Genomic DNA, 25,771 nt, shown 5'->3' with positions numbered 1-25,771 from the left:
CCGCAGACTGCGATAAAGGCCCGCCGTTCGGCGGGCTTTTTCATATGTACCCGTCGCGCATCGTTCATGATCTGTCGCTTTTAGACGCAGTCGGACTTGTTTTTGCCGCAGATGGAAGCACATTATGAATAAGCGCTCACGCAGCCACACGAATCACGATAAGAGCGCAACTGCAAATCATACTGCGAGGGGATTCGATGAGCTTGCGCTTGAGGGTGAAGGAAAAATTCGGTCGGAAATTCGACGAAGAGATCCGCTTCTTCAAGGGCTGGATGAGCAATACCCGCGCGGTCGGCGCGATCCTCCCGACTTCCGCCATCACGGCACGCCGCATGGCCAGCGTAGTCGATCCGGAATCCGGTCTGCCGGTCCTCGAGCTTGGCCCCGGCACCGGGGTGATCACCAAGGCGATCCTCGAGCGCGGCATAGAGCCTGAAAAGCTGGTTTCCATCGAATACTCCACCGACTTCTACAATCAGCTAAAGGCGCATTTCGACGGCGTGCATTTCATCAACGGCGACGCCTTCGATCTTTCCCGCACGCTTGGGGCCTTCAAGGATCAGCAGTTCGACAGCGTCGTTTCCGCCGTACCGTTGTTGAATTTCCCGATGCATCGCCGCGTCGAACTCATAGAAGACCTGCTCTCGCGCATTCCCTTCGGCCGCCCGGTCGTTCAGATCTCCTACGGTCCGATGTCGCCGGTGGTCGCCATGCCGGACCGCTACCGAATCCAGCATTTCGACTTCGTCGTGCGAAACATTCCGCCGGCGCAGCTGTGGATCTACCGCAAGACGCACTGACGGCGCCAAGTCCGGTGTTCGGCATCTATCTCACCCATCCGCAGGTCAGAATCGATCCCGCCGTCTCCGTGCCCCAATGGGGTCTGTCCGAGCTGGGCGAAGAGCGCATGCGCGCCACGGCGAAACAGCCATGGGTCCGTTTGCTCGGACGCATATTGGCCAGTGGCGAGAAGAAGGCGATCGAAACGGCGCGGTTCCTGGCCGACGCTGCCGGCATCCCGGTCGAAACGGACGAAGAGATGGGCGAGAACGACCGTTCCGCGACCGGCTTCCTGCCGCCGGAGGAGTTCGAGAAGGCGGCCGATCAGTTCTTTGCCCGGCCTGGAGAGAGCTTCAAGGGCTGGGAGCGTGCCGTCGACGCCCAGGCGCGAATCTCCAGGGCCGTCTTCCAGGTTCTCGACCGGCACGATCCGGCGGTGCCCATCGCCTTCATCGGCCATGGCGGCGTCGGTACGCTGCTCAAATGCCGGATGACGGGCACGGCGATCGCCCGCAGCACCGATCAGCCGCCGGGCGGCGGCAATCTCTTCGCCTTCCGTCTTGCGGATCGCGCCGTCACATGCGACTGGACGCCGATGGAGTTCTGGCAGGGGTGATCTCGATATGAGCACAAGCGCGCGCGACCGGCTGATCGTCGGCCTTGATCTTCCGACGGTGAGCGAGGCCGAGAAAATCGTCTCGACGCTCGGCGAGGAAGTCCTCTTCTATAAGATCGGCTATCAACTGGCCTTTGCCGGCGGCCTCGACTTCGCGCGCGATCTCGCCGCGAGCGGCAAGCAGGTCTTCCTCGACATGAAGCTGCTCGACATCGACAACACGGTGGCCAAGGGCGTGGAGAACATCGTCAAGATGGGCGTGTCGATGTTGACGCTGCACGCCTATCCGAAGGCGATGAAGTCGGCCGTCGAAGCGGCCAGGGGCTCGAACCTCTGCCTGCTTGGCGTGACGGTGCTCACCTCGATGGACGAACAGGACGTCATCGATGCCGGTTATGAATATGATCCGCACAGCCTGGTCCTGCGCCGCGCCGAACAGGCCCGCGCCGCAGGCATGGGGGGCATCGTCTGCTCGGCGGAGGAGGCCGCCGCCGTGCGAAAGATCATCGGCGGCGACATGGCGCTGGTGACGCCGGGCATCCGCCCGGCCGGTGCGGAAAAAGGCGACCAGAAGCGGGTGATGACGCCGGCCGACGCGCTTCGCGCCGGCTCGAGCCACCTCGTCGTCGGGCGGCCGATCGTTGCCGCGCCCGACCCTCTCGCAGCAAGCCGCGCGATCCTGGCCGAAATGGAGAGCGCCCTCTCCCGTTGATCCGCCGTATAGCGCTCGGGCGACGTTCGGGCCTGCTTGACCTGGGGCGCATTTTGCCGGAAGTAACCATCCCGTCTGCGTTTCGTGAAAGACGAGGAGTTCATCATGGCCAAAGGATACTGGATCGCTCGGGTCGATATAAGGGACCCCGAACGCTATAAGGACTACGTGATAGCGGCGACGCCCGCCTTCGAAAAATACGGAGCGACCTTCCTCGCGCGCGGCGGGCAGTTCCATCGGCTCGAAGGTGCCGCTCGTACCCGCAACGTCGTCATCGAATTCCCCTCGCTGCAGGCGGCCGTCGACTGTTACAATTCGCCCGAATACCAGATTGCCGCGGCCATCCGCCAGGAAGTCGCCGATGCCGAAATGGTCGTCGTAGAGGGTGTTTGAGGCGAGGTTCCGCGACGCATCGGGGCACGCTTCCGAAGCGCGCGGATTGGCCTTCACCTCGCTCGACGCTTGGGCTATGTAGCAAGCAATTCTACCATTGACATCAGGAGTGCGTTTCTCATGACCTTGTCCAACCTTCCGCCGCTGGTGACGATTTTCGGCGGATCCGGATTTGTCGGCCGTCATGTGGTGCGCGCGCTCGCCAAACGCGGCTACCGCATTCGCGTCGCGGTTCGCCGTCCGGATCTCGCCGGCCACCTGCAACCGCTCGGCAATGTCGGGCAAATCTCCTTCTCTCAGGCCAATCTGCGCTACCGCAGGTCGGTCGATCGCGCTGTCGACGGCGCCGACCATGTGATCAACTGCGTCGGCGTGCTCTTCGAAAGCGGCCGCAACACCTTCGAGGCGGTCCAGGATTTCGGCGCTCGGGCGGTCGCCGAGGCGGCCCGGGCGACGGGCGCCACGCTCACCCATATCTCGGCGATCGGCGCCGACGCAAACTCCGAGTCGAGCTATGCCCGGACAAAGGGACGCGCCGAGGCTGCGATCCTCGAAACGCTTCCGGCCGCGGTGATCCTCCGCCCGTCGATCATCTTCGGCCCCGAAGACGGCTTCTTCAACAAGTTTGCCGAAATGGCCCGGTTCTCGCCGGTCCTGCCGCTCATCGGCGGCGGCAATACCAGGTTTCAGCCGGTTTACGTCACCGACGTTGCCGAGGCCGTGGCCCGCTCCGTCGACGGCAAGCTCACCGGTGGGACGATCTACGAACTCGGCGGGCCGCAGGTGCTCTCGTTCCGCGAATGTCTCGATATCATGCTGAAGACGATCGACCGCAAGCGCTCCTTCGTGTCGCTACCCTTCGGCATCGCCTCGCTGATGGGCAGCGTCGCCTCGCTCGTGCCGTTCATCACGCCGCCGCTCACCGCCGACCAGGTGGTGTTGCTGAAATCGGACAATGTCGTCTCGGCAAAGGCCGAAGCGGAAGGCCGCACGCTTGCAGGTATCGGCATCGAGCCGACGATGCTCGAGTCGATCCTGCCGACTTATCTCGTACGCTATCGCCCGCATGGGCAATATACGCGCAGCGGCCGCGCCGCCTGAGCCGTCGCATCACTACCGTACGCATTCAAGCCGCCGGCTCCGCCAGCGGCTTTTTTGCGGCCCCCCACTGTGCCCGCTCGGCAACAGCGTTGCAGTTCTGCCGCAGTTGCAAATCCGAATCCCGTTTACCGCAGATTCAGCCCGCCCTGATATTGATCATGACATGATCGCAGAATAAACACCGCTCGCACTGACCGCTCGGCGAGCGCCGCCGGTGCAGACATCACACTCGAAAGGCATAACGTCCCATGGGCAAGTCGATCGCAATCTTTTTTGCGTCTGCGGCACTGATCATTCTGGCGGGCTCGTTCATGGCACCCGGCACCGTGGCCAGCAGCAACAAGGGCTGCACGCCGGCCTACGGTGTCAACCCGTGCACGACGGCGTCGATCGGGTTTGCCGGCGAGTAAGCCGGACATTTTCGCCTCGGCTTCGAGCCGGGCATGTTGAGTTTTGGCGGGGGCCAGGAGCCGGGTGCGTTTCGAAAGAGACGCATCCGGCTTTATGTTTCCGGACTGCGTTATCCGAGCAGCCACAGACCGACCAGCCCGGCGGTGCCGACGAGGATGCGCCAGATCGCAAAGGGCGTGAAGCCGCGATGCGCGACGAAGTCGAGCAGCGAACGCACCACGAAAATTCCGGCGATGAATGCGGCGATGAAACCGGCGGCGATCAGTCCGACATCGTCGAAGGAGAGCGCATCCCGGTTCTTGTAGAGGTCGAGCGCAAAGGCTCCGACCATGGTCGGCATGGCCAGGAAAAAGGAAAACTCGGCGGCGGAGCGCTTGTCGGTCCCCATCAGCAGGGCCCCGGCGATGGTCGCGCCGGAACGTGACGTCCCCGGGATCATGGCGAGGCACTGGAAGAGGCCGATCTTCAGCGCGAGCGAAGGCGGATAGTCGAACACGTCGGTGTAGCGGGGCGTTAGAGGGAGCCGGTCGATCGCATAAAGAATGATGCCGCCGACGATCAGCACGACGCATATGAGCATCGGCGTCTCGAAAAGCACCGACTTGATGAACCCATGCGCTGCAGCACCGATAAGCGCCGCCGGCAGGAAGGCGAGGAGAACCGAGAAGACGAAGCGGCGGGCCTTGACGCTCGTCGGCAGGGCGAGCGCGATCGCCAGCAGCTTCTGGAAGTAGACGAGCAGGATCGCCAATATGGCGCCGAGCTGGATCAGAACGGCAAAGGTGTTTCCCGGCGATTTGAATCCGAGGAAGTGTCCGGCAAGCAGCACATGCGCCGTCGACGAGACCGGGATGAACTCCGTCAGCCCTTCGATGAGCCCGAGGACGAGCGCGCTTATGATCGATTGATCCGCCATGTAAAAGCTATTCCTGATATAATTGGATGTGGGAGGAGAAAGTCGATTCTCTTGTGTTTGCCACCGCAACTACCTATAGCTCGTCGTAACGAGCCGTGGCCAGTTGCATATGCCGCGACGCCGATATCCCCGAAAACAGCTGCAATCTGATCATCGATGCCGACACTGTATCATCACCCCATGTCCCCTGCTTCGCGGTTCGTACGCCTTATTCTCTCAGAATATGGCTATCAGACGGAACTGAGCGAAGAACAGCCATGGGAGAATCGGCGCGACTTCCTGACGCTGAATCCCGCCGGCACTCTGCCCGTCTATGTCGATGACAGCATGCGCGCGCTCTGCGGCGCGACGATCATCTCCGAATATCTCGACGAGACCAGCGGCATCATGAAGCGCGACCGCCGTCTTCTTGCCGAGGACCCGTTTCAGCGCGCCGAAATCCGCAGGCTCACCGAATGGTTCCTGCAGAAGATGGAAGCCGACGTGACGCGCCCGCTCGTGCGCGAGCGCATCTTCAAGCTGCAGATGACCCCGGACCAGGGCGGCGGTGCGCCGGATTCGAAAATTCTCCGAACCTCGCGCAGCAATATCCGCCAGCACATGAAGTATCTCTCGTGGCTCGCCGGATCGCGCCCCTGGCTTGCCGGCGATCGCATCTCCTATGGGGATCTCGCCGCAGCCGCGGCGATTTCCGTGCTCGACTATCTCGGAGAGATCGACTGGTCCGATGCGCCGACCGCCAAGGAATGGTACCAGCGGCTGAAGTCACGCCCATCTTTCCGGCCGCTGCTCGCCGAGCGGGTGCGCGGCGTGACCCCCGTCTCACATTATGCGGATCTCGACTTTTAAGGACCAGATCATGCCCGGCGACGCTGCAAAAGCGGAGAACCAGGGCAGGAAACGACGGAACCTCACCGCTTTCCTGAAAGAGGAAGCCGCGGCCAAGGGGTTCGACATCTGTCGCATCACCCATCCGGACGCCATACCCCAGGCGCCCGAGCGGCTGAGGCAGTTCCTGGCTGCCGGCGCCCATGGTACGATGGACTGGCTTGCCGAGACAGCCGAGCGCCGGTCCGATCCGCGCGTCCTCTGGAGCGAAGTGCGCTCGATCGTCCTCTTCGGCATGAATTACGCTCCCGAGGACGACCCGCGCGAGGTCCTCGCCAGACGCGATCGCGGCGCGATCTCCGTCTATGCCCGCAATCGCGACTATCACGACGTGGTCAAGGGCCGGCTGAAAGAGATCGCCACGCGCTTTGCCGCCCGGGCGGGCGAGGACGTGAAGGTCTTCGTCGACACCGCCCCTGTCATGGAGAAGCCGCTTGCGGAAAAGGCCGGCATCGGCTGGCAGGGCAAGCACACCAATCTGGTCAGCCGCGAATTCGGCTCCTGGCTCTTTCTCGGCAGCCTCTTCACGACAGCCGAACTGGATCTGGACGAGCCCGAGCGCGACCATTGCGGCTCCTGCCGGGCCTGCCTCGACGCCTGTCCGACCGATGCCTTTCCGGCGCCCTACCGCATCGACGCGCGACGCTGCATCTCCTATCTCACGATCGAGCACAAGGGATCGATTGCGCCTGAGTTGCGGCCGCTGATCGGTAACCGCATCTATGGCTGCGACGACTGTCTCGCCGCCTGTCCCTGGAACAAGTTCGCGCGCTCGGCATCGGAAATGAAACTCCAGGCGCGGGACGATCTCAGGGAACCGGAGCTCTCCTTCCTGCTGACGCTCGACGACCCAGGTTTCCGGGCCTTCTTTTCCGCATCACCGGTAAAGCGCATCGGGCGTGATCGTTTCGTCCGAAATGCCTTGATCGCCGCCGGCAATTCCGGTGAGAAGAGCCTGATAGAGGTCTGCAAGGCGCTGGCGGCGGATGCATCGCCGACCGTCAGGGGGATGGCGGTCTGGGCGCTTTTGCGACTGATTTCATCCGCCGATCTGGCGGTCTTCGCCCGGCAATGCGGGCCTGAAACCGATGACGAGGTTCTTGCGGAATGGCAAATGGCGGGAGTGAACCGATGAATGTCCTGATCCTTGGTGCGGGCTATTCCGGCACGGCGATCGCGAGCGCGCTCGCTCCCCTGGCGATGTCCGTGTCCGGCACCACCCGGTCGGCAGAAAAGCTCGGCCGCCTGCAGGCTGCCGGTATCCGCCCGATCCTCTTCGACGGCGCGGAAATATCGGACGAGCTCAAGGATGTGATGAGGGAGACCACCCACCTCGTTCAGTCGATTGCGCCGGGCCGCGATGGCGACCCTATGTTTCGCGCCGGAACGCCGCCGCTTGCCGAACTTCTGCCGCGTCTGGAGTGGGTGGGCTATCTTTCCACGGTCGGCGTCTATGGCGATCACGGCGGCGCCTGGGTCACCGAGGATACGCCGCTCAACCCGGTCTCGCAGCGCTCGCTGGAGCGTGTGGAAGCCGAAAACGCCTGGCTCGAGCACGGCGCACAGCGCGGCATTCCGGTGGCGGTGCTTCGGCTTGCAGGCATTTACGGTCCGGGCCGCAATGCCTTCCGCAATCTCTCCGAAGGCACGGCGCGCCGCGTCATCAAGCCGAACCAGGTCTTCAACCGTATCCGCGTCGAAGACATCGGCGCGGCGACCGCCCTTCTCGCAAAGCGGGGCATGGGCGGCGTCTTCAACGTGACCGACGACGGGCCGGCGCCACCACAGGATGTGGTCCAGGAAGCCGCCCGGCTGATGGGCGTCGAACCGCCGCCCGAGATCCCCTTCGAAACCGCAGATATGTCCCCCATGGCGCGTTCTTTCTACGGCGAGAACAAGCGTGTCTCCAATGCGCGACTGCGCCAGGCGGGCTTCGATCCGGACTTCCCGAACTATCGCGTGTCGCTTGCACAGCTGTGGACATCGGGAACCTGGGACCGGAAATAAGCACCTATTTCCTCAAGGCCGACCAGAATATCGCGCGGGATGTCAAGCAAGTCTAACGCCGTTTTGAAAGTATTGATTTCACGCGAATCGCCTTGACACGATTATGCTGTCATTATTCGGTCTATACTTCGCCATTTTCCACAACCTTGACGCTAGTAGCAAGAATTCAACGGTCGCGATTCCCGATTTTTCATGCAAGGCGAAAATTTTAATGATTTTATTTGCGAGAGGCGTCGCTGCGCGGGCCGGCGCGCCGCCAGCAGCGCTTAGTTGCTGATTCCAAAGAACTTCCCTCGCAATTCTAAACTAATTCAATCTGTTGTTTATTTTTAAAATCAACAGGTCTTCAGACATTCCTAATGAGAACTTAACGGTTGAAGCACGTTTTTGCCATGTTTCACCTCAATTAGCTCGATCAACAAAGGGAACTGACGAATTTTTCAAACCGAAGGGGGCATCGCTTGACGCCAGCGAAAATCAAGACTGCTGCCGCGGCAGCACTATTCACCGTCGGGATGGGCTTGGTCTCGGCATCCGAAAGTCAGGCAGCAGGCGCTGGTTGCGGGGGAGCATCCTGGTACGCGCTTTCCTCCAAAACGGCCTCCGGCGAAAGAATGAATGCCGCGCACCTGACCGCCGCGCATCGCAAACTGAAATTCGGCACGAAGGTCCAGGTGACCAACAAGCGTAACGGCAAGTCCGTCGTCGTCCGGATCAATGATCGCGGCCCGTTCATTCGCGGCCGGGTGATCGATCTCTCCAAGGCGGCCGCCTCCAAGATCGGCATGATCCGCTCCGGCACCGCCAGCATCTGTTACACGGTCGTCAATTCCTGACGATGCGCAGGATTCGCCCGGTTCATCTCGGGCGAGCCAGACTGCAAGGGCCGGTCGCGCCCCTTACATAATGCGGCCGCCGTCTTGCTCTTCGATGTCATCGCCGCTACCACGGCGAAAAAGGAGTTCATCGAAGATGCGATTGGGCGGAAGGCTCTCCGGAGCCATCGAGGTTCTTGACGATATCGAAAAGCGCAGGCGACCCGTCGCCGATGCCCTCAAGGATTGGGGCCTGTCCCACCGCTTCGCCGGCTCCGGCGATCGCGCCGCCATCGGCAACATCGTCTATGATGCCCTGCGGATGAAACTCTCCCACGCCTACCTCATGGACAGCGACACCCCGGTAGCCCTCGGCCATGCGGTCATGTACCGGCAATGGGGCTTTCGCGCCGACACGCTTGCGGCGGAACTCGCCGACGACAGGTTCGCGCCCGAAGCGCCTTCGGAAGCGATGATGAAGGCCTTCGCCCAGCGACGGCTCGAAGATGCTCCCCTGCATGTGCAGGGCGATATTCCGGAATGGACGCAAGGCTCGTTCGAAGAGAATTTCTCCGACGACTGGCTCGCCGAGGCGAAGGCTCTTGCCGGCCGGCCGACTCTCGATCTGCGCGTCAACACGCTGAAGGCGACGCGCGAAAAGGTGCTGAAGGCGCTGGAGCGCAGCGGCGCCGAGCCTGCGGCGATTGCCCGGCACGGTGTGCGCATTCCCGCCGGCGAGGGCGCATCGCGCCTGCCGAACGTAACGGCGGAAATCTCGTTCCAGAAGGGTTGGTTCGAGGTGCAGGACGAGGGCTCGCAGATTGTCGCAGACCTCGCCTTGCCTGGCGAGGCCGAGCAGGTCCTCGATTACTGCGCCGGCGGCGGCGGCAAGACATTGGCCATGGCGGCGGCGATGAACAATAAGGGCCAGGTCCACGCTTACGACGCCGACCGCAAACGGCTGGCGCCCATTATCGAGCGTCTGAAGCGTGCCGGCACCCGCAACGTGCAGGTGCACGAGTCGACCGAGTCGCTCACATCGCTCATCGGGCGGGTCGATCGCGTGCTTGTCGATGCGCCATGCACCGGGACCGGAACCTGGCGGCGCCGCCCCGACACGAAATGGCGCCTGACGCAGAAGAACCTCGAGGAACGACTGGCCCAGCAAGAGGAGGCGCTTGCCGGTGCCGCCCAGTTCGTGCGCCCCGGCGGACATCTGATCTACGTCACCTGTTCCGTCCTTCCGGAGGAGAACGAGGCTCAGGTCTACGGCTTCTGCGAGGACAATCCGGAATTCGAGGTCCTCTCGGCCGCCGACAACTGGGCGGCGCTCTTCGGCACCGATAAGCCACAGCCCTGGTCCGCCGATATGAAGACCGTCACGCTGACACCGGCATCGACCGGAACCGACGGATTCTTCTTCTGTCTCATGGGCAGGAAGCGTTAGGCCGCCCGGGGATTCCGGCCGTTCGCGGCGGGCGGCAACTTCAAGCCGTTCTAAACTATACACTTTGACACCAGTTTACTTTTGGTCCATGACTCTTGCGCTTTTCACGGGGTTGGAGCTGTACGCTCTATCGACGAGCAACAAGGAGAGGGTCATGTCCAAGAATTTCATCCGCGCCGCGGCGCTGGCGCTCATGACGGCGACATCGGCGCTGGCGTTGCAGCCGGCGAATGCGGCGACGGACGCAGCCGCGGTCGTCAAGCATTACGCGGCCGTTGCGCACGCCAAATACGAAGATGCACTGGCCACGGCAGAAGCGCTGGAAAAGGCCGTGGATGCACTGATCGCAGGCCCGAGCGAGGAGACCTTGAAGGCCGCGCGGGAGGCCTGGCTGAGGGCACGCAACCCCTATCAGGAAACCGAAGTCTATCGCTTCGGCAACACGATCGTCGACGAATGGGAAGGCAAGGTGAATGCCTGGCCGCTGGATGAGGGCCTCATCGACTATGTCGACGCCAGCTACGGCAGCGAGAGCGATGAGAACGCCCTCTTCACCGCCAATGTGATCGCCAACAAGACGATCAAGGTCGACGGACAGGATGTCGATGCCACGAACATCACGCCGGAGCTCCTCTCCGGCACGCTGCAGGAGGCAGGCGGCATCGAGGCGAATGTCGCGACCGGCTATCACGCGATCGAATTCCTGTTGTGGGGGCAGGATCTGAACGGAACGGGCCCGGGCGCCGGCAACCGGCCCTATACGGATTTCGACACCAAGGCCTGCACCAACGGCAATTGCGACCGCCGCGCCGCCTATCTGAAGGCAGCGACGAGCCTGCTCGTCTCCGACCTCGAGGAGATGGTCGCGAACTGGACGCCGGACGGCGCTGCGACCAAGGCGGTCGAGGCGGATCCGAAGGCCGGCCTCGTGGCGATCCTTACCGGCATGGGCTCGCTCTCCTATGGCGAACTCGCGGGCGAGCGCATGAAGCTCGGCCTGCTCCTCCACGATCCGGAAGAGGAGCACGACTGCTTCTCCGACAATACCCACAACTCGCACCTGCACGACGCGATCGGCATCCAGTCGGCCTATAGCGGCGAATATACCCGCATCGACGGCAGCAAGCTTACCGGCCCTTCGCTTTCCGAGCTCGTCGCGGCCAAGGACGCGGCCCTCGACAAGGAAATGAAGGATGGTCTCGCCACAACGGTCGAGAAGATGCAGGTGATGGCCAAACGCGCAGAAACGGGCGAAGCCTACGACCAGATGATCGGCGAGGGCAACGCGGAGGGCAATGCGACGGTTCAGGCGGCGATCGACGGGCTGATCGCCCAGGCGAAGACCGTCGAACGCGTCATCGCCGCGCTCGATCTCGGCACGGTGGAACTTGAAGGTTCCGACAGCCTGGATAATCCTGGCGCCGTCTTCCAATAAGGTGAAAAGGCGGGCCGCGACGGACAGGTGGCGGCCCGGCCTCCCTCGATGAGAACGATCGCCCGCTTTCTAGCGCTAACCGTTGCCGCGCTCATTGGCCTCGCCCCCGCGGCGTCGCGCGATGGCGGTATCGCGGAAAGGGCAGGTGTCGGGTGCGCGCCTGTTCGCGACGACCTTTCCGCCCATGACCTCGAGCGCGTCCTGACGGTCACGCGCCCAACCACCGATTTTTCCAGACCTGAGCCATTCGAGTCGATGCCGGGCGGCGCTGCGACGACGCCTGCACCTCCCGACCGGAGGGCCTTTTCGCACGCCTCCGCCAATCTCCCTTTCGAGGACGAGCAGGATTTCCACCTCGGCAAGGCGCTCTTCGAAAAACTCTGGGTCTCCTCGCCGTCGTCCACGCAGGCCTCGGACGGGCTTGGGCCGCTCTACAATGCGAGGGCCTGCGAGAGCTGTCATGTCCGCGACAGACGCGGCCGTCCGCCCGAGGGGGCCGTCGACGCGACGTCGATGCTCTTTCGGCTCGCCCGTCCCCCGCGCGACGATGCCGAGCGCGCGGAGATCGCCTCCCATGCACGGCTCAACTTTCCCGACCCGGTCTATGGTGCTCAGCTTCAGGACAGCGCCGTGCCGGGGCTTGCTGCCGAGGGCCGCCTCGACATCACCTATACGGAAGAACCGGTGACGCTTGCCGGCGGCGAAACGGTCCCGCTCCGCAAGCCGCATTACGCGATCGCCGACCCCGGTTACGGACCGCTCGATGCGGCCACGACGCTGTCGCCGCGCGTCGCCTCGCCGATGATCGGCATCGGGCTCATCGAGGCCATCCACGAGGCCGACATTCTGGCGCGCGCCGATCCGGAGGATCGCGACGGCGACGGCATCAGCGGACAGCCGGCCCTCGTACGCGAGCGCCGGACCGGCCTCGTCACCCTCGGCCGCTTCGGCTGGAAAGCGCAGAACCCGTCCGTGCGCCAGCAGGTCGCCGATGCCTTTGCCGTCGATATCGGCATCTCCACCTCCGATCTCGACCGCAGTCATGGCGATTGCACGGCTGCCCAGACGGGCTGCCTCGATCTGCCGGACGGCGTGCAGCCGCGGCTCGGAGCGGTCGAAGCGCCCGACCCGGTGCTCGACCTCGTGACGTTCTATTCCTCCAATCTTGCCGTGCCTGCTCGCCGCAAGGCGAGATTTCCGGAAACCTTGAGGGGCAAACGGCTCTTCCATGACGCCGGCTGCGCCGCCTGCCACGCACCTAAATTCGTGACCCGCCGCGACGCCACGCACCAGGCGCAGGCGTTTCAGCTCATCTGGCCCTATTCCGACTTCCTCCTGCACGACATGGGCGAAGGCCTCGCCGACGGCCAGCAGGTCGGCGAGGCCAGTGGCCGCGAATGGCGCACACCCCCGCTTTGGGGCATAGGCTTGACCAAGACCGTCAGTGGGCACAGCTTCCTTCTCCATGACGGACGCGCCCGAAATCTGGCCGAAGCCATACTCTGGCACGGCGGCGAAGCGGCGAATGCACGCAATGCCTTCGCCGCCATGCCGAAGGACGACCGCAAAGCCCTGATCACATTCCTGGAGTCCCTCTGATGCGCCTTCCCTTCGCGAGCCTTCCCCTCGCCCTTGGCCTGATATTCCTGGGTGCCCCCGCGGCGGCGCAGGAAGGCGGTGCGCTTTCCCCGCGCGTCGTCGAGGAGGCGGCCGTGCCGAGCGTAATGACGCAGGCCGTGGACGGCTTCATCATTCCCGGCTATCGCGATCTCGCGCAGGCGACGAACGCCCTCTCCGAAGCGAGCGCCGCGCTCTGCAAGTCACCTTCCGAGGCCGCGCTCGAAGCCGCGCGGTCGGCCTTCTCCGACGTCGTCGAAACGTGGTCCACAATCGAGATCATCCGCCTCGGTCCGGCCCTCGAGCAGAATCGTTTCGAACGCTTCCTCTTCTATCCCGACCGGAAAAGCACGGGCTTGAAGCAGGTGCAGGCAATCCTCGCCAATAAAGACGAGAGCGCCGCCAGGGCGGAAAATCTCAAGGGGAAGAGCGTCGCGGTCCAGGGGCTCGGGGCGCTCGAATTCGTGCTCTACGGCACCGGTGCGGAAGCCCTCTCCGGCGAAAACGGCGGCTTTCGCTGCCGCTATGGGCTTGCCGTCTCGGAAAACCTGAGGAGCATCGCAGGCGAGTTCCTTGCGGAATGGGAAAAGCCGGACGGCATCCAGGCCGCCTGGAAGGAGCCAGGCCCGGGCAATCCGCTCTTTCGCGACAACAAGGAAGCCGCGACCGCGCTTCTGGGCGTCCTCGTCCACAGCGTCGAGATGATAAAGGATCAGAGGCTGCGGCCCTTCTACGCCGGAACGGTCGACGGGAAGCCCGATAAAGGCCATCCGAAGCTTGCGATCTACTGGCGCTCGGCCAACACGATGCCGGCGATCTCCGCCAGTTTCAGCGCCCTGCACAGGCTCTTCGATACGGCCGGCATGGAGCGCCTTCTGCCGGCTGACAGCCGTTCGATCGCGGGCTCGATCGACTTCCTCTTCAAAGCTCTGATCGCCGCTGCCGACCGGATCGAAGGGCCTGTCGGCGCAGCGCTTGCCGATGAGAGGCAGCGCGCCACGCTCGATTTCATCGCGCTCAACACGGCCGATCTGCTCGACCGGCTCAATCGCGAATTCGGCGGTTCGATCGGGCTTGGCGCCGGTTTCTCCTTCGCCGACGGTGACTGACACGGGAACGTGAAAACGCTGCGGAACCCGATGGTTGACAAGCAGGGCATTTCGGAGCAAAGCGCATCCATGGCCGCCCGCGCGGACATGTCTCACCAACAAGGATCAACTCAAGATGAACCCCGACAGTCGAAGTCGAGCCTTCATGCTCACGGCCGTCCGGACCTGATTTGATCAGGGCTCCGCCGGTCGGATGACTCGGCCCCATGGAGCCCTGAAATGCTGCGCATCTACAAAAGCCAGAACAGCCGTCTTGTGCTCGTCGACCCCCTCGACGGCCTCGCATGCCAGGAACCGGTGATCTGGTTCGATCTCTTCAATCCGTCGAGCGAGGAAACGCGCCTTGTCGAGGAGCGCCTCGGCATTGCCATCCCGACCCGTGACGAGATGCAGGAAATCGAACTTTCCGACCGACTGTACCAGGAGGACGGCGCCGAGTTCATGACGATGACGGCGACCGCCAAGCTCGACAGCGATTACCCGGCCAAGGTGCCCGTCACCTTCATCCTCAAAGGCGCGACACTCGTGACCGTCCGCCACGCGGAACCGAAGCCCTTCCAGGTCTATGCCAACCGCATCATGAAGCCGAACGGCGCGGCTTGCGAGACGGGAGAGCTCGTGATGCTCGGCCTGCTGGAGGCGATGATCGACCGTACGGCGGATGCCCTGGAGCGCGCCGGCAACGACGTCGATCAGATCTCGCGGGAGGTCTTCCGCAAGTCGAACGCCAGCGCCACCAAGAAGACGCGCGACCTGCAGTCGCTGATCGAGCAGATCGGCCAGAAGGGCGACCTGTTGACCGTCATCCGCGAAAGCCTCGTCAGCATTGGCAGGCTCGTCGCTTATCACGTCGCCATCGAAGGGAGCACGCCCCGCAAGGCGGCCAAGGAGAGCCGGCAGCGGATAAAGCTCGTTCAGCGCGACGCGGCATCCCTTGGAGACCACGCGCTGTTCCTGTCGAACAAGATCAATTTCCTGCTCGACGCGACGCTGGGGCTCATCAACCTCGAGCAGAACCAGATCATCAAGATCTTTTCGGTCGCCGCCGTCGTGTTCCTGCCGCCGACGCTCGTCGCCTCGATCTACGGGATGAACTTCGAGGTGATGCCGGAACTCACCTGGCGGTTCGGCTATCCCTATGCGCTGATACTGATGCTCGCCTCGGCCCTGTTGCCGTATGTCTATTTCAAACGCCGAGGTTGGCTGTAAGGTGGAGGTCGAGCCTAAGGTCAAAAGGCCCCTCCCCAACCCCTCCCCACAAGGGGGAGGGGCCGGCAAGGCCACCCCGCCCCGATCCACCAATCCGTCGCGCCAAGCGCGAGGAGGGAAAATGGCTGGGGTCGCCGCGGGGCAAAGCCCCTCCCCCTTGTGGCCCTTGTGGGGAGGGGTTGGGGGTTCCCTCGTCTCCGCCCGTTGCAGGAAATCGCATGAAGACCAATACCCTCATCGACCGCCGCAGCTTCGTTAAAATGGCGGGTGCCGCCTGGGCGGCGGCGCTTTCCCCCCGGGGCGCCTTCGCCCTGGAAAGGGCCGATGCCGTCTTCGCCTCGGCCTTCATGGCGCCGGATGGCAGCTACGGGGTCGCGACGCTCACGGAAGCGGGCGAGATCGTGGAGCGCAGGCTGCTGCCGGCGCGTGCGCACGGCATGACCTTCTCCCCGGCAAGCCGGCGGGCGGTCGCCTTTGCCCGGCGGCCGGGCACCTATGCCATGATCTTTGCGCCGGACGGCACCGCCGAGCCGGTCGTCATCACCTCCGCCGAGGGCCGCCACTTCTTCGGGCACGGCTGCTTCTCGGCCGACGGCCGTCTGCTCTATGCGACCGAAAACGACTTCTCCGCCAATCGCGGCATGGTCGGCATCTATGACGGCCGCCGGGGTTTTGCCCGGATCGGCGAATTCCCGACTTACGGTATCGGCCCCCACGACATGACGTTGGCCGCCGACGGACGCACCCTCGCAATCGCCAATGGCGGCATCGAGACCCACCCGGATTTCGGCCGCACCAAGCTCAATCTCGACCGCATGGAGCCGAGCCTCGCCCTCGTAGACGCCGCGACGGGGGCGCTCATCGAGAAGCATGTGCTGCCGCCTGATCTCAACCGCCTTTCGACCCGCCATGTCGACACCGGCGCTGACGGACGTGTCTGGTTCGCCTGCCAATACGAGGGCGCGCGCAACGACCTTCCGCCGCTGGTCGGGCACTTCGCCAAGGGCGAGGACCTGACCTTCGTCGGTCTGCCGGAACGCACCACGGCGGCGCTCGCCAATTATGTCGGTGCCATCGCGGTCAACCGCCGCGACGGACTGGTCGGCCTCACCTCTCCCAAGGGCAACGTCGCCGTCACCCTGGACGCGAAAACGGGCGCCGTCCTCAGGGAGGAACAGGTAACGGACGCAGCAGGCGTTGCCGCGGCGAAGCACGGTTTTGCCGTCTCCACCTATGGCGGCCGGTTCGAGAAGCGCGTGAGTGCCGTCGCCTGGGACCAGCACATCGTCCGGCTCGGCGATCAGGTCGACGCACCGAAGTCCGAGAGCGTCACGAGATCATCCCAGCGATAAGCAACCTGATCCAGGCTTTCTCTGCCGACGCCGACCCGGCCCTCGCCCACCGCGCGGGCACCGAGCCGCTCGTAGAAGGCCCTGTTGGGGTTGTCTTTCAGCACCCAGGCAAAGAGCGACGTGCCCCCCGTCTCGCGGCAATGGGCGGCGACGCTGCGCACCAGGGCGGAACCGAGCCCGGCGCCATGGAACTCCGGCAGGAGATAGAGCTCGTAGAGTTCCCGATCGAAAGCGGGCGGCATGCCCCTGGCCTTGCCGTAATTGGCGAAGCCGATCACCCGCCCTTCGGCCATGTCGGCGGCGGCCATCATGAAGGAGCCCGGAAAGCGCATGCGCCGCGCGTGCCGGATGGCCTGATCTTCAACGGTCATGGCGTCGAGATAGGCATCCGCGATGATGCCGCGAAACGTCGCACGCCAGGTGCTGACCAGGACCGAAGCGATCATCATGAGATCGTCGGGAACGGCCGGCCGGATTTCGATGCGCCGGAAGCTCTTCATAGGCAACATATAGGTGTCGCCGCTTCGCCGCAAAACCATGAACGGCTGGAAATGATCGTCCCCGGTGCGTTTGAATTACGCTTGCCGCGCTGCAACCGGCATGCCAGTGTCCGGAAAACTCGCACAGTGGTGCTCCGAGGAAATCAAGGCCGGCCGACCGATGGATGAGAGCGATCCCCCCGACTTCAAGAAGCGCATCCGGGAAAGCTTCAGGCGACAGGCCGCCATGCGCACGATCGGGGCCGAGCTCACGCGCGTCGAGCCGGGAACGGTCGAGATCGAGCTGCCCTTCGATGCCAAGCTGACGCAGCAACACGGCCTTCTCCATGCCGGTGTGATTTCCGCCGCGCTCGATGCGGCGGGGACCTATGCCGGCTATTCGGTGATCGACCCCGAGGCATCGCTGCTGACGATCGAGTTCAAGGTCAATCTTCTCTCGCCCGGACGCGGCGAGCGGTTCCTGTTTCGCGGGGAGGTGACGAAGCCCGGCACGACCATCATCGTTTCCGACGGGCGGGCCTATGCGGTCAGGTCCGACGGACCCGCCAAGCTCATCGCCTCGATGACCGGAACGATGATGGTGGTGCGCGGACGCGAGGGTATCGAAGGATGAGTTTCGAGCTGAAAGCCGTAGCGGGGAGAAACATCCTCTATGTGATGGCCGTGGATGCGGAGTACGGCCCTTGCCTCCGTGGCCGGATCGCGCCGCTGATGACGGGCGTCGGACCGGTCGAAGCGGCCGTAAGCCTGACCCGGGCGCTTGCGGAGTTCGACGCGAAAGGCAGCCTGCCGGACCTCGTCGTGTCGCTCGGCTCGGCCGGCTCCGCGACGCTCGAACAGACCGAAGTCTACCAGGCGATCTCCGTCGCCTATCGCGACATGGATGCCTCTCCGCTCGGCTTCGAGAAGGGCGCAACGCCCTTCCTCGATCTGCCGGCGGTCGTCAAACTGCCGCTCAGCATTCCCGGCGTTAGGAAGGCCCGGCTTTCGACCGGCGCCGATATCGTCTCCGGCAACGCCTATGAGCAGATCGACGCCGACATGGTCGAGATGGAGACCTTCGCAGTCCTGCGCGCCTGCCAGGCTTTCGGCGTTCCGCTCATAGGGCTCCGCGGCATCTCGGACGGCAAGGCGGAACTGAAGCATGTCGGCGACTGGACCGAGTATCTGCACGTCATCGACGAGAAGCTTGCGGCCGCCGTCGACCAGCTGGAGGCGGCGCTGGAGAAAGGCGAGATCCAGCTCTGAGCGTTCTGTAGCGGATGCTTGATTGTCCGGGTGCAATGTTATCGTTGCGCCGGCAGCGGGCTTTCATTAAAGGCTCGCCATGATCAAGCTTGCTTGAAGGCCCGCTATGACCCAGACAGCCCATCCCGATACCGTCCTCATCGTCGATTTCGGCAGCCAGGTGACGCAGCTCATCGCCCGGCGCGTGCGCGAATCCGGCGTCTATTGCGAGATCGTGCCGTTCCAGTCGGCCGAGGAAGGCTTCCATCGTCTGAAGCCGAAGGCGGTGATCCTGTCCGGCAGCCCGGCTTCGACGCTGGATACCGGCTCGCCGCGCGCGCCTTCCGTCATCTTCGACAGCGGCCTGCCGGTCTTCGGCATCTGCTACGGCCAGCAGACCATGTGCGCCCAGCTCGGCGGCAAGGTCGAGAGCGGCCATCACCGGGAATTCGGCCGGGCCTTCCTCGAGGTCGAAAAGGATTGCCCGCTCTTCGACGGCCTCTGGTCGCTCGGTTCGCGCCACCAAGTGTGGATGTCGCATGGCGACCGGGTTACCGCATTGCCCGAGGGCTTCGAAGTCGTCGCCACCTCGTCCAATGCGCCCTTCGCCTTCATCGCCGATGAAACGCGCAAGTACTATGCCGTCCAGTTCCACCCGGAAGTGGTGCATACGCCTGACGGCGCGAAGCTCATCGCCAACTTCGTCCACAAGATCGCCGGCATTACCGGCGACTGGACCATGTCGGCCTATCGCGCTAAGGCGGTCGAGGCGATCCGCAAGCAGGTCGGCGAGAAGAAGGTGATCTGCGCGCTTTCCGGCGGCGTCGATTCCTCGGTGGCAGCTCTCCTCATCCACGAAGCGGTCGGGGATCAGCTTACCTGCATCCTCGTCGACCATGGTCTGATGCGCAAGGACGAGGCGGCGAACGTCGTCGCCATGTTCAAGGAGCACTATAACCTCCATCTGCTCCATATCGACGCTTCCGATCGCTTCATCGGCGAGCTCGAAGGCGTCAGCGATCCGGAGACCAAACGCAAGATCATCGGCCGTCTCTTCATCGAGGTCTTCGAGGAAGAGGCCAAGAAGCTCGGCGGCGCCGATTTCCTCGCCCAGGGCACGCTCTATCCTGACGTCATCGAAAGCGTCTCCTTCACCGGCGGCCCCTCGGTGACGATCAAGTCGCACCACAATGTCGGCGGCCTGCCGGAGCGCATGAACATGCAGCTCGTCGAGCCGCTGCGCGAGCTCTTCAAGGACGAAGTCCGCGTGCTCGGCCGCGAACTCGGCCTGCCCGAAAGCTTCATCGGCCGCCATCCCTTCCCCGGCCCCGGCCTCGCGATCCGCTGCCCCGGCGGCATCACGCGCGAGAAGCTGGAAATCCTGCGCGAAGCCGATGCGATCTATCTCGACGAGATCCGCAAGGCCGGCCTCTACGACGCCATCTGGCAGGCCTTCGCCGTGCTGCTTCCCGTGCAGACGGTCGGCGTCATGGGCGACGGGCGCACCTACGAATTCGTCTGCGCGCTGCGCGCCGTCACCTCCGTCGACGGCATGACCGCCGACTTCTACCACTACGACATGGAATTCCTCGGCCGCGCCGCCACCCGCATCATCAACGAGGTCCGCGGCATCAACCGCGTCGTCTACGACGTCACGTCGAAGCCGCCGGGCACGATCGAGTGGGAGTGAGATAAGAGGCTCCCGGCAGTCAGTCGCGATCAAACCATAAGTCGCGTCGGAACGCCGAGCGCTGGCCCCGCCTCGGCAAGTCGACGATCGAGTGTGTGAACCGTAGCGCCATGCTCCGACGCCACGGCAAGATGCAGCGCATCGCCGGCGCGAAGCCCGAGCATGTGTTGATCGGCGAACTTGGCGGCAGCCCGAAACTGTCCGCCCGTCACGGACAGCACGGTCAAGCTCTCGGCGACCAGCTTGTTGAATATCGCAAGCGCCGCGGCGCGCTGCTCCAGGTCGATCTGGCCGGTCCGCAGCTTGATCGCCATGGCTGAGGAAACCTCAGTGACGGTCCAGTCGCTTATCAGCAGTTCAGCCGGATCCTGCTCCGCCAGCCAGCCCTGGACACGCGGCGTCATCGCTTCGTTGGAAAGGGCCGCGACAATCATCGACGTGTCCAGATAGAGCATCAGTAGCGATCGTCATCCCGCATCGAACGCACCAGATCGGCGGCGCTGCCGGACTGTAGCGGCATGGTCGCCGTAAGCGACTGGAGCAGGGCTGCATCGATCCGCTTGCGCGGCCTGGCCACGGCCGTAAGCCGGGCGACAGGCTTTCCGCGCCGGGTGATTTCGATCGAATCCCCCGCCTCGACCCGATCGACAAGCTCACTCAGATGTGCCTTGGCATCCGCCAGATTGACTGCGTCCACGTCACCCTCCTGACCATGTAGATAGTCATATAGCGTGCTGACTTTAAGAATTCCAGTGAATGTCGCCGCCAGCGACGCGGAATTATCGGCGAAGCGCGAATGACGCTGGTAACGTCCACGGCGATCTGCTGCTTGGCCGACCTTGGTGAAGGGATCGTTGGTGCGGGCGTAGTCGTTGAGCGCGCCCGCGCCGCGATCGAGGCGGACTTCCGCTGCCAGCAGCGCACTTTTCCTCATCCAGCTCTTAGCAGATCTTCGCTGAGGATATCCGTGCGACGGCCATTGTCTCGGAAACGCTACTATATAGTCTGGCTTCGCCGATGCCGCCGGAGAGGAGCCCATGGCAAAGCAGGAATGGAAATGGGTGAGGGTGAAAGCGCTATCCGATAACGACAAAGCCGACATCGCCACCGCATGCGAACGGTTCATCGCCGAGACACTCAAGCCGCGACTGCTGCCGGAAATTCGCCCGACGAAATTCAATTACCCACTCGACATCTTTGGCAGGTGGCGAGGCAGCAAGTACAGCTTTCGCGAAAGTCACCAGGAAGCCGCTCGATTGCTCGCGCGCATCGGCGGCTTGCGTGGCGCGGCCGAGCAAACCATCTATGTGGAATCGCTGAAGACGCGCTATGGCCGCAAGCCCAATTTCATGAAGCTCTTAGGGTGAAACCGTGCGGCGCTCCGAGATAGACAGCCAGAATCGATATCTTCTCAAGCTGCAGCAAGATTATCGCCTGGCGGCGGATATCGTCGCCCGCGCGTGGGCCGAGTTCCCTGAAGTTCAGGCGATCGCCGTCATCGGCTCGGTCGCAAAGCCGCTCTGGAAGGAGGTCCCTCGCTTCAGGGAGTTCCGCCGCAGCGGCATCGAGGTCTGGCACGAATGCGGTGATCTCGACATGGCGCTCTGGCTCGACACGCAAGAGCGGCTCGCCGAACTGCGCAAGGCATGCGCCCGCTCCTTGCGCCAGGCATTCGAAGCCGGAGCCGGTATGAGTGTTCCGGACAACAGGGTCGATACCTTTTTGTTCGAGCCGGGAAGCGATCGCTATCTCGGTCGCCTCTGCCGCTACAACGAGTGTCCCAAGGGCAAACGCGATTGCTTCACGCCCGGTTGCGGTGCGGTTCCTTTCAACCAGATCATCCCCGGATTCACGCCCGGAGCCGATCTGCTGGCGCCGGCGCGATATGCGATGCTCTACAAGCGCGGCGTCGGCGTGCTGCGCTCGGCTCTCGACCTTCCGACGGTCGAAGAGGATTGAGATCGGCGACAGCTACGGCCTACAGCCGTTGTCGGGGCTTGCAAGACGACGATGCCAAGCCTCATAACCGGTTTTCCGAATTTGAGGACGAGACGAAGTGGACATTTCCGAGATCATCATCGCCGGCGATACGCCGGGTGTCGAATGGCGGCTGCCGGTGTTCCGGTTCAAGGGGGCAAGTGCTGCGGCGCCGCGCACCTATATCCAGGCGGCGCTGCACGCCAACGAACTGCCGGGCACCGCGCTTCTGCATTTCCTGCTTGAGAAGCTCCGCCAGGCGGATGAGGACGGCGCTATTCTCGGCGATATCACCATCGTTCCGCAGGCAAATCCGATCGGCGCCGCGCAAGCGCATTTCGGCGAGCTGCAGGGCCGCTTCGATCTCGGCTCGCGCACCAACTTCAACCGCGACTTCCCGCTGCTCTCCCTTGGCGAGGGTGACGGCCTGCTCGATGAGCCGGACCGATATTCGGCCATCGATCGATTGAAGCGGCATCTTCTCGACATGGCGCTCGGCGCCGAGCTGGTGCTCGATCTTCATTGCGACGACGAGGGGCTGCAATATGCCTATATCGACGAGGCCTTCTGGCCGGAGGCCGCCGATCTTGCCGCGGCCCTCGACATGCAGGCGGTGTTCCTCTCCGACGGGCAAAGCTCAGCCTTCGAGGAGGCGGTCGCCCATGCATGGAAGCACGAGAGCGACGGCGAGCGCAGGACCGCCCTGCCCGGCCGCCTGTCGGTGACCGTGGAACTGCGCGGCACGCGCGACGTCTATCCGGACATTGCGCTCAAGGACGCCGAAGGCATGTTTCGCTTTCTTGCCGGCCGCGGAGTCGTTGCGAGCACCGGCGCCGGCCTTCCGGCTTTCGCCGGCAAGACCGTGCCGCTCGACAATATCGAGATGATCCGCGCACCGGAGACCGGTGCGATCCTCTTCCACCGCAATATCGGCGACAGCGTCGAGGCCGGGGAACTGCTGGCGACCATCCTGGTCAGGCCCGGCGTTCCGGGGGGCACCGTCGAGGTCCGGGCGCCGCAGAATGGGCTCATCGTCACGCGCGTCTCCACCCGTCTCGCCCGCCGCCGGTCCGACCTGATGAAGATCGCCTGCGCCGAGCCTTCGCGTGCGGCGCGAAAGCCGGGGACGCTGGAGGCCTGAACCCGTCGTTTCGACCGGTCGCGGCGCGGAACCCGCTTGCCTTTCCGGCTGGGGGAAACGACTATGATCCGATCCACTGCTCCACAAGGAATACCGGATGTTCGACGCCCTCGCCCGCCAAGCCGACGATCCCTTGCTGGCCCTGATCGGCCTGTTCAGCAACGATGAGCGCCCCGGAAAGGTCGATCTCGGCGTCGGAGTCTATCGCGACGAGACCGGACGCACGCCGATCTTCCGGGCCGTCAAGGCGGCGGAAAAGCGGCTTCTCGAAACACAGGACAGCAAGGCCTATATCGGCCCCGAAGGGGACCTCGTCTTTCTCGATCGGCTCTGGGAACTCGTCGGCGGCGACACGATCGAGCGGAGCCATGTTGCGGGCGTCCAGACGCCCGGCGGCTCCGGCGCGCTCCGTTTGGCGGCGGACCTCATCGCGCGCATGGGCGGCCGAGGCCTCTGGCTCGGGCTGCCGAGCTGGCCGAACCACGCGCCGATCTTCAAGGCGGCAGGGCTCGATATCGCCACCTACGACTTCTTCGACATTCCGTCGCAGTCGGTCATCTTCGATAACCTGGTGAGCGCGCTGGAAGGCGCCGCATCTGGCGATGCGGTGCTGCTGCATGCAAGCTGCCACAACCCGACCGGCGGCGTCCTGAGCGAAGCGCAATGGATGGAGATCGCCGCGCTGGTGGCCGAGCGCGGCCTGCTGCCGCTCGTCGATCTCGCCTATCAGGGGTTCGGCCGCGGCCTCGACCAGGATGTCGCGGGCCTCCGGCATCTTCTCGGCGTGGTCCCGGAAGCGCTCGTCGCGGTTTCCTGCTCGAAGTCCTTCGGGCTTTATCGCGAGCGCACGGGCGCGATCTTCGCGCGGACCAGCTCGTCTGCCTCGGCGGACAGGGTGCGCTCAAACCTCGCGGGCCTCGCCCGCACCAGCTATTCCATGCCGCCGGATCACGGCGCAGCCGTCGTGCGGACGATCCTTAACGACCCGGAACTCAGGCGCGACTGGGCGGAGGAGCTCGAGACGATGCGGCTCAGGATGACGGGCCTCCGGCGGTCGCTTGCCGAGGGACTCCGCACCCGCTGGCAGAGCCTCGGCGCAGTCGCCGTTCAGGAGGGCATGTTCTCCATGCTGCCGCTTTCCGAAGCGGAGGTAATGCGGCTCAGGACCGAGCACGGCATCTATATGCCGGCATCCGGCCGCATCAACATCGCCGGGCTGAAGACGGCGGAAGCCGCCGAGGTTGCCGGCAAGTTCACCAGTCTCTGATCTCTAGATCACGATGCTTTTAGGCCGGGTCGACCTAAAAGCATGAACGTGACCGGTTCCGATAGGTTCGAGCGGGATGCGGGCGGAAAACCGCACACACTTTTCCTCATCCCGCTCCTGTCCTGTCTCCAGGCCTTTTCCGACGCGCGGCGCCCGGCTATGTCTTCCCGCATCTGGAAGAGCGGGAAGATTCGGCATGACGGTTACGATCTACGGCATCAAGAACTGCGACACGATGAAGAAGGCCCGGAACTGGCTCGACAGCCGCGGCACTTCCTACGATTTCCACGACTACAAGGCGGAAGGCGTCGATCGTGCGCGACTCGAGCGCTGGTGCGCCGAACTCGGTTGGGAGACGCTGCTCAACCGCTCGGGCACCACCTTCCGTAAGCTGGATGAGGCCGACAAGCGGGACCTGACGGCCGACAAGGCGATCGCGCTGATGCTCGAGCAGCCGTCGATGATCAAGCGCCCGGTGCTCGAGGCCCACGGCAAGCTGCTCGTCGGCTTCAAGCCGGAACTCTACGAAGCCGAATTCGGGGCGTAGACCATGTCGAAGACAACCCGGGCGACGCAGGCCCTCGCAAAGGCCGGCGTCATTTTCACCGTTCACAGCTATGACTACGATCCCGGCGCCGAACGCGTCGGACTGCAGGCGGCGGAGGCGCTCGGCGAGGACCCTTCCCGTGTGCTGAAGACGCTGATGGCCGAGGTGGACGGCAAGCCGGTCTGCTGCATCGTGCCTTCGGACCGGGAGGTGAGCATGAAGAAGCTCGCCGCAGCCTTCGGCGGCAAGTCGGCGAGCATGATGAAACCGGCGGACGCCGAGCGGCTCACCGGCTATCACGTCGGCGGCATCAGCCCCTTCGGGCAAAGAAAGACGGTCCCGACTGCGATAGAGGAAGCGGCCCTTGCCGAAGCGCTGGTTTTCATCAATGGCGGGCAGCGCGGCCTGCAGGTGCGGCTTGCGCCCAAGGATGCGCAAGCCGCATTGCGTGCGGTTGCCGCATCTCTGATCGCCTGATTTCTTTAAAAGGACTGGGACCTGTGGACACTTATGGCTAGGGATTTGACGGCCCAAATTGCGAGGGACTTTCGTGGAAAATCCGGCGCCGCAGGCCGTCCGCCTGCAAGCCGGATTTTTCGCGACAAGGCACCGCA

29 protein-coding genes and 1 pseudogene are annotated in these 25,771 nt (G+C 63.8%); 25 read left to right on the top strand and 5 right to left on the bottom strand.

Annotated elements, in window-relative coordinates; all coding sequences use genetic code 11:
• Nucleotides 1-197 precede the first annotated feature (197 nt).
• From pmtA to PZL22_RS19705, 6 genes are all read left to right on the top strand, one after another.
• Nucleotides 198-800: a phospholipid N-methyltransferase PmtA gene (gene pmtA, locus PZL22_RS19730; RefSeq protein ID WP_003529777.1), complete on the top strand. Its 603-nt coding sequence runs from the start codon at nt 198-200 to the stop codon at nt 798-800.
• A gap of 14 nt (nt 801-814) precedes the next feature.
• Nucleotides 815-1,396 (top strand): histidine phosphatase family protein, encoded by a 582-nt coding sequence (locus PZL22_RS19725; protein WP_003529778.1) that lies wholly within the window; start codon nt 815-817, stop codon nt 1,394-1,396.
• 7 nt (nt 1,397-1,403) lie between these two features.
• Nucleotides 1,404-2,108, top strand: coding sequence for an orotidine-5'-phosphate decarboxylase (gene pyrF / locus PZL22_RS19720; protein ID WP_003529779.1), 705 nt, complete (start codon nt 1,404-1,406; stop codon nt 2,106-2,108).
• Nucleotides 2,109-2,213: 105 nt separating this feature from the next.
• The gene (locus tag PZL22_RS19715) at nt 2,214-2,501 is read left to right on the top strand and encodes a DUF1330 domain-containing protein (protein ID WP_284718541.1); all 288 of its coding nucleotides are present in this window, start codon (nt 2,214-2,216) and stop codon (nt 2,499-2,501) included.
• 120 nt (nt 2,502-2,621) lie between these two features.
• Complete coding sequence (locus PZL22_RS19710) at nt 2,622-3,602, top strand: complex I NDUFA9 subunit family protein (RefSeq protein WP_003529781.1); 981 nt, start codon at nt 2,622-2,624, stop codon at nt 3,600-3,602.
• Nucleotides 3,603-3,850: 248 nt separating this feature from the next.
• The gene (locus tag PZL22_RS19705; protein WP_003529782.1) at nt 3,851-4,012 is read left to right on the top strand and encodes a hypothetical protein; all 162 of its coding nucleotides are present in this window, start codon (nt 3,851-3,853) and stop codon (nt 4,010-4,012) included.
• 110 nt (nt 4,013-4,122) lie between these two features.
• On the opposite strand, the gene PZL22_RS19700 is transcribed toward PZL22_RS19705, so the two are convergent.
• The gene (locus tag PZL22_RS19700) at nt 4,123-4,929 is read right to left on the bottom strand and encodes an undecaprenyl-diphosphate phosphatase (protein WP_003529783.1); all 807 of its coding nucleotides are present in this window, start codon (nt 4,927-4,929) and stop codon (nt 4,123-4,125) included.
• A 156-nt stretch (nt 4,930-5,085) separates the two neighbouring features.
• Between PZL22_RS19700 and PZL22_RS19695 the strand changes: the two genes are divergently transcribed.
• The 10 genes from PZL22_RS19695 to PZL22_RS19650 all read left to right on the top strand — a co-directional run bounded on the left by PZL22_RS19695 (nt 5,086) and on the right by PZL22_RS19650 (nt 16,808).
• On the top strand, nt 5,086-5,778 hold the full coding sequence (locus tag PZL22_RS19695; protein ID WP_003529784.1) for a glutathione S-transferase family protein: 693 nt from the start codon (nt 5,086-5,088) through the stop codon (nt 5,776-5,778).
• A 10-nt stretch (nt 5,779-5,788) separates the two neighbouring features.
• Nucleotides 5,789-6,952 carry a tRNA epoxyqueuosine(34) reductase QueG gene (gene queG, locus PZL22_RS19690; RefSeq protein WP_003529785.1) on the top strand — a complete coding sequence of 388 codons (1,164 nt, stop codon included), beginning with the start codon at nt 5,789-5,791 and terminating at the stop codon, nt 6,950-6,952.
• The gene (locus PZL22_RS19685) at nt 6,949-7,824 is read left to right on the top strand and encodes an SDR family oxidoreductase (RefSeq protein ID WP_003529786.1); all 876 of its coding nucleotides are present in this window, start codon (nt 6,949-6,951) and stop codon (nt 7,822-7,824) included. The genes queG and PZL22_RS19685 overlap by 4 nt, the downstream gene beginning before the upstream one ends.
• A gap of 461 nt (nt 7,825-8,285) precedes the next feature.
• Nucleotides 8,286-8,660: a septal ring lytic transglycosylase RlpA family protein gene (locus PZL22_RS19680; protein ID WP_003529787.1), complete on the top strand. Its 375-nt coding sequence runs from the start codon at nt 8,286-8,288 to the stop codon at nt 8,658-8,660.
• Nucleotides 8,661-8,796: 136 nt separating this feature from the next.
• Nucleotides 8,797-10,086, top strand: a complete 1,290-nt coding sequence (locus PZL22_RS19675) for an RsmB/NOP family class I SAM-dependent RNA methyltransferase (RefSeq protein WP_003529788.1) — start codon at nt 8,797-8,799, stop codon at nt 10,084-10,086.
• A gap of 154 nt (nt 10,087-10,240) precedes the next feature.
• Entirely contained in the window at nt 10,241-11,521 is a 1,281-nt protein-coding gene (locus PZL22_RS19670; RefSeq protein WP_003529789.1) for an imelysin family protein, read from the top strand.
• A gap of 48 nt (nt 11,522-11,569) precedes the next feature.
• Nucleotides 11,570-13,120: a di-heme oxidoreductase family protein gene (locus tag PZL22_RS19665; protein WP_003529790.1), complete on the top strand. Its 1,551-nt coding sequence runs from the start codon at nt 11,570-11,572 to the stop codon at nt 13,118-13,120.
• Nucleotides 13,120-14,247, top strand: a complete 1,128-nt coding sequence (locus tag PZL22_RS19660; protein WP_003529792.1) for an imelysin family protein — start codon at nt 13,120-13,122, stop codon at nt 14,245-14,247. Before PZL22_RS19665 ends, PZL22_RS19660 begins: the two co-directional genes overlap by 1 nt.
• Nucleotides 14,248-14,466: 219 nt before the next feature.
• Nucleotides 14,467-15,456 (top strand): magnesium transporter CorA family protein, encoded by a 990-nt coding sequence (locus tag PZL22_RS19655; RefSeq protein WP_003529803.1) that lies wholly within the window; start codon nt 14,467-14,469, stop codon nt 15,454-15,456.
• A 218-nt stretch (nt 15,457-15,674) separates the two neighbouring features.
• Nucleotides 15,675-16,808, top strand: a complete 1,134-nt coding sequence (locus tag PZL22_RS19650; RefSeq protein ID WP_003529804.1) for a DUF1513 domain-containing protein — start codon at nt 15,675-15,677, stop codon at nt 16,806-16,808.
• Here PZL22_RS19650 and PZL22_RS19645 read toward each other — a convergent pair.
• Entirely contained in the window at nt 16,757-17,308 is a 552-nt protein-coding gene (locus PZL22_RS19645) for a GNAT family N-acetyltransferase (RefSeq protein WP_015445544.1), read from the bottom strand. The two genes, PZL22_RS19650 and PZL22_RS19645, sit on opposite strands and share 52 nt — an antisense overlap.
• Nucleotides 17,309-17,468: 160 nt before the next feature.
• Between PZL22_RS19645 and PZL22_RS19640 the strand changes: the two genes are divergently transcribed.
• From PZL22_RS19640 to guaA, 3 genes are all read left to right on the top strand, one after another.
• Complete coding sequence (locus tag PZL22_RS19640; protein ID WP_003529806.1) at nt 17,469-17,921, top strand: PaaI family thioesterase; 453 nt, start codon at nt 17,469-17,471, stop codon at nt 17,919-17,921.
• The gene (locus PZL22_RS19635; protein WP_003529808.1) at nt 17,918-18,556 is read left to right on the top strand and encodes a 5'-methylthioadenosine/S-adenosylhomocysteine nucleosidase; all 639 of its coding nucleotides are present in this window, start codon (nt 17,918-17,920) and stop codon (nt 18,554-18,556) included. Before PZL22_RS19640 ends, PZL22_RS19635 begins: the two co-directional genes overlap by 4 nt.
• Nucleotides 18,557-18,662: 106 nt before the next feature.
• Nucleotides 18,663-20,225, top strand: a complete 1,563-nt coding sequence (gene guaA, locus PZL22_RS19630; protein WP_003529809.1) for a glutamine-hydrolyzing GMP synthase — start codon at nt 18,663-18,665, stop codon at nt 20,223-20,225.
• Between the two features lie 29 nt (nt 20,226-20,254).
• Here the strand turns inward: guaA and PZL22_RS19625 are convergent, their stop codons facing one another.
• From PZL22_RS19625 to PZL22_RS19615, 3 genes and pseudogenes are all read right to left on the bottom strand, one after another.
• The gene (locus tag PZL22_RS19625; RefSeq protein ID WP_003529815.1) at nt 20,255-20,680 is read right to left on the bottom strand and encodes a type II toxin-antitoxin system VapC family toxin; all 426 of its coding nucleotides are present in this window, start codon (nt 20,678-20,680) and stop codon (nt 20,255-20,257) included.
• The gene (locus tag PZL22_RS19620) at nt 20,680-20,922 is read right to left on the bottom strand and encodes a type II toxin-antitoxin system Phd/YefM family antitoxin (protein ID WP_010968496.1); all 243 of its coding nucleotides are present in this window, start codon (nt 20,920-20,922) and stop codon (nt 20,680-20,682) included. The genes PZL22_RS19625 and PZL22_RS19620 overlap by 1 nt, the downstream gene beginning before the upstream one ends.
• An 86-nt stretch (nt 20,923-21,008) precedes the next feature.
• Nucleotides 21,009-21,132 (bottom strand): annotated as a pseudogene (locus PZL22_RS19615) (VirB8/TrbF family protein); the annotation flags it as partial.
• Nucleotides 21,133-21,262: 130 nt separating this feature from the next.
• On the opposite strand from PZL22_RS19615, the gene PZL22_RS19610 reads away from it, so the two are divergent.
• The 6 genes from PZL22_RS19610 to ybaK all read left to right on the top strand — a co-directional run bounded on the left by PZL22_RS19610 (nt 21,263) and on the right by ybaK (nt 25,634).
• Nucleotides 21,263-21,592: a hypothetical protein gene (locus PZL22_RS19610; protein ID WP_004435405.1), complete on the top strand. Its 330-nt coding sequence runs from the start codon at nt 21,263-21,265 to the stop codon at nt 21,590-21,592.
• 4 nt (nt 21,593-21,596) lie between these two features.
• A complete protein-coding gene (locus PZL22_RS19605; RefSeq protein ID WP_004435406.1) occupies nt 21,597-22,184 on the top strand; it encodes a hypothetical protein in 588 nt (195 codons plus the stop codon).
• A 97-nt stretch (nt 22,185-22,281) separates the two neighbouring features.
• Entirely contained in the window at nt 22,282-23,343 is a 1,062-nt protein-coding gene (locus PZL22_RS19600; RefSeq protein WP_004435407.1) for a M14 family metallopeptidase, read from the top strand.
• Nucleotides 23,344-23,440: 97 nt separating this feature from the next.
• Nucleotides 23,441-24,610: a tyrosine aminotransferase gene (tatA, locus tag PZL22_RS19595; protein ID WP_004435408.1), complete on the top strand. Its 1,170-nt coding sequence runs from the start codon at nt 23,441-23,443 to the stop codon at nt 24,608-24,610.
• Between the two features lie 196 nt (nt 24,611-24,806).
• Entirely contained in the window at nt 24,807-25,157 is a 351-nt protein-coding gene (locus tag PZL22_RS19590; RefSeq protein ID WP_004435411.1) for an ArsC family reductase, read from the top strand.
• A gap of 3 nt (nt 25,158-25,160) precedes the next feature.
• A complete protein-coding gene (gene ybaK / locus PZL22_RS19585) occupies nt 25,161-25,634 on the top strand; it encodes a Cys-tRNA(Pro) deacylase (protein WP_004435416.1) in 474 nt (157 codons plus the stop codon).
• The last annotated feature ends 137 nt before the right edge of the window (nt 25,635-25,771 follow it).

Origin of the sequence: Ensifer meliloti (assembly GCF_030064585.1) — a bacterium.
Classification (GTDB): Bacteria; Pseudomonadota; Alphaproteobacteria; order Rhizobiales; family Rhizobiaceae; genus Sinorhizobium; species Sinorhizobium meliloti.
Note: the sequence above shows the minus strand (reverse complement) of the source record. Positions and strands in the feature narration are given on the sequence as shown.